Genomic DNA, 8,772 nt, shown 5'->3' on the forward strand with positions numbered 1-8,772 from the left:
CTTTTTGCTCAGCTTCAGGTTCTTCTTTTGTTTTTTGCTTCTTATCGCTAAGCAGCACTACTTTTTTTACCGAGTGCGGAGAAAGTTTATTTCCGGTAGCCTTCCAGCCTTTTACGTCTATAAGCATATCAATGTCAAAGACAGAGGTCTTTCGCTCTCGCGAACCTTTAACAGTATAGTGTACTTCCAGTTGAGCAGACTCCTCGGTGGTAGCCAGTAACAATTTTGCTCCCTTTTCTTCACTAATGAAACAGAAGCGCTTGTCCATAGTGGAAGTTTCTATCTGAAACCTTTTAATGTAGTGCTGAGCCGATGCCGGATCATAATGAACAGCGGCAATAGGTTTTTGTGGATCGAACTTCTCAATGAGGTGAATCTTATCCGGTTCATAGCGGTTAGTCAGGTCAAAGCTGGTGAGTTCATATTCACCAGTGTTATAAATAACCAGTATTTTATCATCGGCCTGAAAATTACCGAGCAGCTCGCCCCTTTCATCCCGATTCAATCGACCTACCGCATCATCATACCAAATATCTAAGCCTCCAAGGGTAGACTTGCCTTCCATTTTGAGCTGAATTTTACGCACGGGATAGCGCGTAACAATATTACCTCCGGCTCCTCTTCCTTTAATCTCAATATCGGCAAAGTTGAAATCGAAAACCTTGATGCGGGCTTTGCAGCCTGATGTGAGGAAAACGGTCACCAGCTCGGCCTCGCCATTGGGGTTGGCTGTAAAATACAATATTTTAGAACCTCTTGCTCCTTTGGTCAGGTCGTATTCCTTATCGCGGGTTATGGCTAATACCTGAAAACGTTTTACCATGGTGCGCCCGGTTTTACCATCAAGGTACATCATGTTATAAACCATGCGCTCATCGTTCTTATTAAAGACGCCCGCGTAGAGTATGTCTTTCCCTACAAATACTTTGTCGGAAATTCTTACTACCTGAAACTTTCCGTCTTTTCTGAAAACGATAATATCATCAATATCAGAGCATTCGCATACATACTCATCTTTCTTTAGGCCATAGCCAATAAAGCCTTCAGCACGGTTTACGTAGAGTTTGGCATTGTTGGCAGCTACTACCGTAGCTGCAATATTTTCGAATGACTTGATTTCTGTTTTACGCTCACGCCCCTTGCCATATTTATCCAAAAGATTCTGATAGTAGGCAATGGCATAGTCTACCAGATTGGCAAGGTTATGTTCAACTTCAGCCAATTCTTCCTGCAGCTTCCGCATGAGCTCATCGGCCTTAAACGAATCGAAACGGGAGATTCGCTTGATCTTAATTTCGGTGAGCCTTATAATATCATCGGTGGTAATTTCACGATAAAAATCGGCTTTGAATGGATCAAGTCCTTTGTCTATGGTTTCTAAAACAGACTCCCAGGTTTCGCATTCTTCTATATCGCGATAAATCCTGTTTTCAATGAAAATCTTTTCGAGTGATGAAAAGAGAATCTTCTCCAGCAACTCTCCTTTCCTAATCTCCAACTCCTGCCTTAACAGATCGACTGTTTGATCTGTATTAAGCTTTAAGATTTCATTGACACTTATGAATCGTGGCTTTTCATCGATAATTACACAAGCATTGGGTGAAATACTTACTTCACAATCGGTAAAAGCGTATAGAGCATCTATAGTGATATTAGGCGACTGACCGGCAGCCAGTTCAACAAGTATTTCTACATGCTCGGCCGTGTTGTCTATTACCTTCTTAATCTTAATTTTTCCCTTATCGTTGGCTTTTATAATGGAGTCTATAAGACTGGTGGTGGTAGTGCCAAAAGGAATGTCTTTGATAATCAGCGTTTTTTTGTCGAGCTCTTCTATTTTGGCCCTCACTTTTACCTTACCTCCCCTGAGCCCTTCATTGTATTCTGAAAAATCGGCCATGCCGCCCGTAGGAAAGTCAGGGTAAATTTTAGGCTTCTTGCCTTGCAGTATTTTAATAGAGGCCTGAATGAGTTCGTTAAAATTGTGGGGTAGAATTTTAGTAGAAAGTCCTACTGCAATACCCTCTACTCCCTGAGCCAACAGCAACGGAAACTTAACGGGCAGGGTGATGGGCTCTTTCTTACGGCCATCGTAAGACAACTGCCAGTTGGTGGTTTGCGGATTGAACACTACCTCCAGTGCAAACTTGGAAAGACGTGCTTCAATATACCTGGGAGCTGCTGCACTGTCTCCAGTACGAATGTCTCCCCAGTTACCCTGAGTTTCAATGAGTAAGTCTTTCTGACCAAGGTTTACAATGGCATCGCCAATAGAGGCGTCTCCATGAGGGTGATACTGCATTGTTTGACCAATGATATTGGCAACCTTATTGAAACGGCCATCGTCCATTTCTTTCATGGAGTGCATTATGCGCCTCTGAACAGGTTTCAGTCCATCTTCTATGGCCGGAACAGCCCTTTCTAAAATTACATAGGAAGCATAGTCGAGAAACCAATTTTGGTACATGCCCGAAACGGGAATAACCTCTTTGATTTCACCATCTTCTTCGTTGATGTTTTCTAAATTTTCTTCACTCATTTTACCGCAAAGTGCGCAAAGAGCGCAAAAGGTTAAAGTTTACTCACAATTCTATTCAGACCGTCCTTTAACAAAACGGAGTTACTTTTTATCTCCAGGCTCATGGTTACCCCAATTGATGGGCTACTCAACGCCAGGTTCTAAATTATATGGCTCGGTATTTCTACCGGTTTTATTTCAACAACCAGCTTCTTGTCTCAAACTCCCAATCTGTCTTCATGCATCCTTCACACAATCAAAAAGACTGGGGAAAGACTTTTGCATTGCCCGGGCCAATGAGAAGCCCACACTTAGGCTACCTCCTCGGCCAGATCTTTCTCAATGCGCAGGTTTTCTATAATGAAGTCTTGCCTGTCGGGAGTATTTTTGCCCATGTAGAAGCTTAGTATTTCTTTAATACTGGTTTCTTTTTTAAGGATGATGGGTTCTAGACGCATGTCAGGACCAATAAACCCTTTAAACTCATCAGGAGAAATTTCGCCCAACCCCTTGAATCGTGTAATCTCCGGCTTATTTCCCAGCTTGGCAATAGCTGCTCTTCGCTCTTCATCGCTGTAGCAATAGATGGTCTCTTTCTTGTTTCTCACCCTAAACAAAGGGGTTTCGAGAATATAGACGTGTCCTCTCCTCACCAAATCGGGGAAAAACTGCAAGAAATAAGTTAGCAGCAGCAGTCTAATGTGCATGCCGTCTACATCAGCATCGGTGGCAATCACAATTTTATCGTAACGCAAACCGTCCAGACCGTCTTCAATATTGAGTGCGTGCTGCAGCAGGTTGAACTCCTCATTTTCATAGACCACTTTTTTGGTTTGTCCATAGCAGTTGAGCGGCTTACCTCGTAAACTAAAAACTGCCTGGGTTTGCACATCGCGAGACTTGGTGATTGAACCACTGGCCGAATCGCCCTCTGTTATAAAGAGAGTGGTTGCATTGCGCAAGTCTTCATCGGCCTTTTTATCGTCCAAATGAATACGACAGTCTCTGAGCTTTTTGTTGTGCAGGTTTGCTTTCTTAGCTCTTTCGTTGGCCAGCTTCTTAATACCGGCAATTTCTTTACGTTCTCTTTCCGACTGAAGAATACGTTTTAACAGGGCATCGGCTGTTTTTGAGTCCTTATGCAAATAGTCATCGAGGGCTTTCTTCACAAAATCGTTCACAAAAGTCCGCATGGTTGGACCATCGGGAGCCACGTTTTGCGAGCCTAGTTTTGTCTTGGTTTGTGACTCAAACACAGGCTCTTGTACTCGAACAGCTATGGCACCTACTATGGATGCCCGAACATCAGTTGCATCGAAGTTTTTATTGTAAAACTCACGAATGGTTTTTACCAGCGCTTCTCTCAAAGCGGCCTGGTGCGTTCCCCCTTGTGTAGTGTATTGCCCATTTACGAATGAATAGTATTCCTCACCGTATTGGTTGGTATGCGAAAGCGCTATTTCAATATCGTCTCCCTTCAGGTGAATAATGGGATACCTGAGGCTATCTACATCGGTTTTACGCGAAAGAAGATCGTATAAGCCTTTTTCCGAATGATATTTTACTCCGTTGAAGTTGATGGTCAACCCGGCATTGAGGAAGCAATAGTTCCAAATGAGATCGTCCAGGTATTGGGGAATAAAGTGGTAATTTTTGAAAATGGTCTCATCGGGCCTAAAGACTATCTGAGTACCGTTTCTTGCACTAGTGGTTGTTTCCTTAGCATCGTTTACGATCTCCCCTCTCTCAAACTCTGCTACTTTGGTTTTACCGTCTCTATAAGACTGCACTTTAAAATAGGTAGACAAAGCATTTACGGCCTTTGTACCTACTCCATTCAGCCCTACCGATTTTTGAAAGGCCCCACTATCGTATTTTCCTCCGGTGTTGATCTTGGAAACACAGTCTACAACTTTTCCCAAAGGTATACCACGACCGTAATCTCTTACTTCTACTTTGTGTTCGGATACTTTCACATCGATGGTCTTACCGAAGCCCATCATGTGTTCATCGATACTATTATCGATAATTTCTTTTACCAGTACATAGATACCATCGTCTTGGGCCGATCCATCGCCCAATTTTCCGATATACATACCGGGTCGTAGTCTTATGTGTTCTTTCCAATCGAGGGACCGAATACTATCTTCGGTATAATTCGCTACTTGATCTGCCATTCAGAATTTCAACTACTTAGGTTAGAAGCATGTGATGCACTTTTGCATACAACAAAAGCGGAAGTTAGAACTAAAATTCTAAAAATGCACGTGTCCTAAAAAGGCATTAGAATTTCGTTAAAGGTGCCTTCTGAAAATGAGCGAGTTAGTCTACGATCTACTCTTTCCCAGTAAGTACGCCAGGTAGAAAAACCACACTACTATCAGAATTGGCCCCAGATATACATAGAATCCAAGGGTTTTAGATTGCTGCGATTCAGCCAGGTTCATTAAACCAAGGAAAAACATAATGAGGCCAAAGAAAAGGTTGACAATTCCTGCAAAACCTTTAGTCCAGGTTATTAAATCCAGCTTAAGGCTTCTATTTCTCAATCCTGAACCATCTTCGGTGGTTTTAATTTTCTTGAGCGTTTGTATGAACACGGAGCAAACAACATTGGTCAAAATGAAAATAGCCAATGCACCAAAGAAATAGGTATTTCTGTCTACCGCATAAATTGGATTTCCCTGGGTATCGAACCGATAGGTAACCTGCCCTACCATGTAGGCATAGGACCATAACAAGGCTGCTGTGAATAATACGTAACTGACTGTTCTGAAAAACCCTATAAACTTATCCATATCTCTTCCCTCAAATTGATGTGAAATGTACTATTGAAACCGTACTTCAAATCAATTGGGGGCCAAAGTTAAAAGATATTGCATTTGTAACACTTTAATTAATGGATAATAAAATAGGGTTACTTACTTAAGTCGCTAGAATTATATTTCTGAACCTTGCCTCCATTTGTGTCCTCACAAATGGCTGTTAAAGGACGCTGTGAGGACACAGCTTATGGCAAGTATACTGGATCTAACAAATGCGATCTAAATGAGTAAGCCGATAATAGAGTATACGTGATTGAAGGTTCAGGATATTTCAAAAATCATTCATTTGAATTTTAAAACTCTTAATTTTATAGAGTTTCAAAATGATTCTTTTCCACTTAGCTGATATAGTTCCTTTTTACGAACGTAAAGCCCGATTAGCGAACGATTCCTGTAACATTGACCATTTACTTTACGCAAAATTCTTCCTGTATTTTCTATTAATGAGTTTCTAACGAATGAATATTAATCCAACTGTAATTGCCATACCGATCTACTTCGTGCTTATAGGCTTTGAGTTTATTGTGCTGCGTCTAAAAAAGCATAAGTCATATAGGCTGAAAGATGCTATGACTAACATTAACTGCGGAGTTGTTTCTCAGATTACGGGAGCCTTTTTGCTGGTTACCCTTTTTAGTGCCTATACGCTTATCGAAGAAAAATTTGGTTTTTTCAATATCCCAATTGTCTGGTGGGCCTTCCCTTTGGCCTTTGTGTTCTTTGACTTTATGTATTACTGGGCACACCGACTTAGCCATGAAATTAATTTGTTCTGGGGTGGTCATAGTGTTCATCATCAAAGTGAAGAATACAACCTATCGGTGGCTTTAAGGCAAAGCTCTACTCAAATTCTATGGACTTTCTTGTTTTATCTTCCTCTGGCCCTTGCAGGAATAGACCCTATTGTATTTATCACCTCTCAGGGCTTAAACCTCGTTTACCAATTTTGGATACACACAGAATCGATCAAAAAGATGCCAAGATGGTTCGAGTTCATTTTCAATACACCATCGCACCACAGAGTACACCACGCCCGAAACCCCAAGTACATTGATAAAAACCATGCCGGCACACTGATAATCTGGGACAGGTTATTTAAGACTTTTGAAAAGGAAGATGAGCCGCCTCATTATGGTATAACCAAGCCTCTGAAAAGCTGGAATCCCGTTTGGGCTAACTTTGCTCACTATTCTGCCATTTTGAGCGATTTAAAACGTGTCCCTTCCATAAAGGATAAGGTTAGACTACTATTTAAAAAGCCCGGCTGGAAACCTGAATATATGGGAGGGTTTGAAAAAGCTCCTGATATTGACCCGGCTTATGAAAAGTTTGAAAACCGTACCTCTGTAAGGCTCAACTTTTACGTAAGCTTCCAATTTCTGGTACTGATGACTTCAACAATGTTTTTTCTGTACTATGTGAACGAACTGGAGATTTCTAAAAAAATCATTTCTGCCTTGTTCATAATCTTTTCTGTAGCCTCTTTCGGCTTTTTATTCGAAAACAGAAAGTGGAGCCGACTTATTGAGTTTATAAGGTTGATCGCTGTTCCAATAGCCTTTATTTCTCTCTTCTACTCAAAGTGGTTGACTGTGGCATCATTGATAGCCATTGCTTATCTTATTATTTCATTAATCTGGTTTATCCAAATAAAAGGCAGATTGGCTCTTTTGGCGCAGAAATAATATATTAGAACTACTTCAGGCGCATGGCGTATGTTTTCACACTTTGCCACCATTTGTAGCTTTACAAATAACTCTTACATGGCATTGTGAATATATACTTACTTCTATGTGACTGAATGAGTAACTTTAACTATTTAACAAATTCTAAAAGCCACCGGTATGAGTCTGGATCCTACTATAATAGCCATTCCGGTATATTTTCTCTTAATTGGTCTGGAGTTGGTTGCTCATCGATTTCAGTCTATTCGTTCTTATAGACTCAACGATGCCATTACCAATATTAATTGTGGTGTTACATCACAGGTTAGCGGGGCCTTTCTTAAAGTATTTACCATAGGCTTTTACACATTCATCTTCGAAACATTCAGGTTTATTACTATTGAAAACTCGGTACTCACCTGGATTGTAGCTTTTATAGCCTATGATTTTTTCTATTACTGGGCCCATCGCATGAGCCACGAAGTAAACCTGTTTTGGGGTGGCCATAGTGTGCATCATCAAAGTGAAGAGTACAACCTTTCTGTGGCCCTTCGGCAAAGTTCTACTCAAACCATCTGGACTTTCATCTTTTACACCCCCATGGCACTGGTGGGTTTTCATCCGCTAATACTTCTCTCGGTCTCAGGCTTTAATCTGTTATACCAATTCTGGATACACACGGAATCCATAAACAAGCTTCCGCAATGGTTCGAAGCCATATTCAATACCCCCTCGCATCACAGGGTGCATCATGCACGGAACCCAAAGTATATTGATAAAAATCATGGAGGTACTTTTATAATCTGGGACCGGCTCTTTGGAACTTTTAAGCAAGAAGAAGAGAGACCTACCTACGGAATCACCAAAAACCTGAACAGTTGGAACCCTGTCTGGGCCAATGTGGCCCACTACTCTGACATGCTGCGCGATATGCGAACGATTCCGAAATGGAGTGATAGGCTACGCTATGTATTTCAAAAGCCGGGTTGGTTGCCCGACTATCTTGGCGGATACAGAGCTCCGTACGACATAGACCGAACCTCCTACCGTAAATTCGATTTGCATGCTGCAAAGGTGGTGAATGCCTATGTACTGGTGCAATACATAGTTTTGCTAGCTGGTACTGCCCTTTTCTTGTTTAATCTTGAGACTTTTGAAAACCAAATGATTGAAAAACTGGTACTAGCACTAATAATTATAGTATCGACTGTAAGTTTTGGTGCAATGTTCGAGGGTAGAAAGTGGGTTAGTTGGCTGGAAATTTTCCGTTTGGTGGCCATTCCAGCCAGTCTTCTGGTATTATTTCCTCATATTTTAGACCATACCATACTGTCTGCTAGTTTAGCAACCTATATCTTTGGCACGGCCATTTGGTTCTTTGCCATTAAAAAGGCCATTGTACAACCCACGAATTCCTAAACTGTGAAGAAAGTTCTGATGTGTTTAATGGTATTTGCTTCTTTGAGCTGTACCAAAACAGCCGACTTGGGCAATTTTAATGTTGAAACCTGGAAGGGTGATCCCAATGGATGTAAAGGCGACAGGGCTCAAATGATTGACCAAATTTTTGAAGTAAAACCCAAATTGTTAGGGCTCTATCAGAAAAGTATAATTAAAGCACTGGGAGCTCCTGAAACAGAAGAACTATACGAACGAAGCCAAACCTATTATATCTATGCCATAGACCCCTCCGAAAAATGTGATGGAGGCCCGGCCGAAGACCCCAGAGTGTTGCGCATTCGGTTTACCGCCCTGGGAATAGCGA

The 8,772-nt window shown here is 41.4% G+C and carries 6 protein-coding genes; 3 read left to right on the forward strand and 3 right to left on the reverse strand.

The genetic code is table 11. The annotated features are described in order from the left end of the window. From B3763_RS06700 to B3763_RS06710, 3 genes are all read right to left on the reverse strand, one after another. Nucleotides 1-2,539: DNA gyrase/topoisomerase IV subunit A (locus tag B3763_RS06700; RefSeq protein WP_286745023.1), on the reverse strand; the 2,539-nt coding region annotated here is incomplete at its 3' end. 290 nt (nucleotides 2,540-2,829) lie between these two features. Continuing rightward, nucleotides 2,830-4,695 (reverse strand): DNA topoisomerase IV subunit B, encoded by a 1,866-nt coding sequence (locus B3763_RS06705; RefSeq protein ID WP_189630022.1) that lies wholly within the window; start codon nucleotides 4,693-4,695, stop codon nucleotides 2,830-2,832. Nucleotides 4,696-4,845: 150 nt separating this feature from the next. Further along, the gene (locus B3763_RS06710) at nucleotides 4,846-5,316 is read right to left on the reverse strand and encodes a hypothetical protein (RefSeq protein ID WP_189630021.1); all 471 of its coding nucleotides are present in this window, start codon (nucleotides 5,314-5,316) and stop codon (nucleotides 4,846-4,848) included. Between the two features lie 485 nt (nucleotides 5,317-5,801). On the opposite strand from B3763_RS06710, the gene B3763_RS06715 reads away from it, so the two are divergent. From B3763_RS06715 to B3763_RS06725, 3 genes are all read left to right on the forward strand, one after another. Next, a complete protein-coding gene (locus B3763_RS06715) occupies nucleotides 5,802-7,028 on the forward strand; it encodes a sterol desaturase family protein (RefSeq protein ID WP_286745029.1) in 1,227 nt (408 codons plus the stop codon). A 159-nt stretch (nucleotides 7,029-7,187) separates the two neighbouring features. Then, entirely contained in the window at nucleotides 7,188-8,426 is a 1,239-nt protein-coding gene (locus B3763_RS06720) for a sterol desaturase family protein (RefSeq protein ID WP_286745032.1), read from the forward strand. Between the two features lie 3 nt (nucleotides 8,427-8,429). Continuing rightward, on the forward strand, nucleotides 8,430-8,772 hold a 343-nt coding region (locus B3763_RS06725; protein WP_286745035.1), incomplete at its 3' end, for a hypothetical protein.

The sequence above is a fragment of the Roseivirga sp. UBA1976 genome, from assembly GCF_002336325.1.
Taxonomy (GTDB): Bacteria; Bacteroidota; Bacteroidia; order Cytophagales; family Cyclobacteriaceae; genus Roseivirga; species Roseivirga thermotolerans.

Coding starts and splice junctions, on each gene's coding strand:
- B3763_RS06705 (WP_189630022.1), bottom strand. CDS start 4,695: ATGGCAGATCAAGTAGCGAATTATACCGAAGATAGTATTCGGTCCCTC.
- B3763_RS06710 (WP_189630021.1), bottom strand. CDS start 5,316: ATGGATAAGTTTATAGGGTTTTTCAGAACAGTCAGTTACGTATTATTC.
- B3763_RS06715 (WP_286745029.1), top strand. CDS start 5,802: ATGAATATTAATCCAACTGTAATTGCCATACCGATCTACTTCGTGCTT.
- B3763_RS06720 (WP_286745032.1), top strand. CDS start 7,188: ATGAGTCTGGATCCTACTATAATAGCCATTCCGGTATATTTTCTCTTA.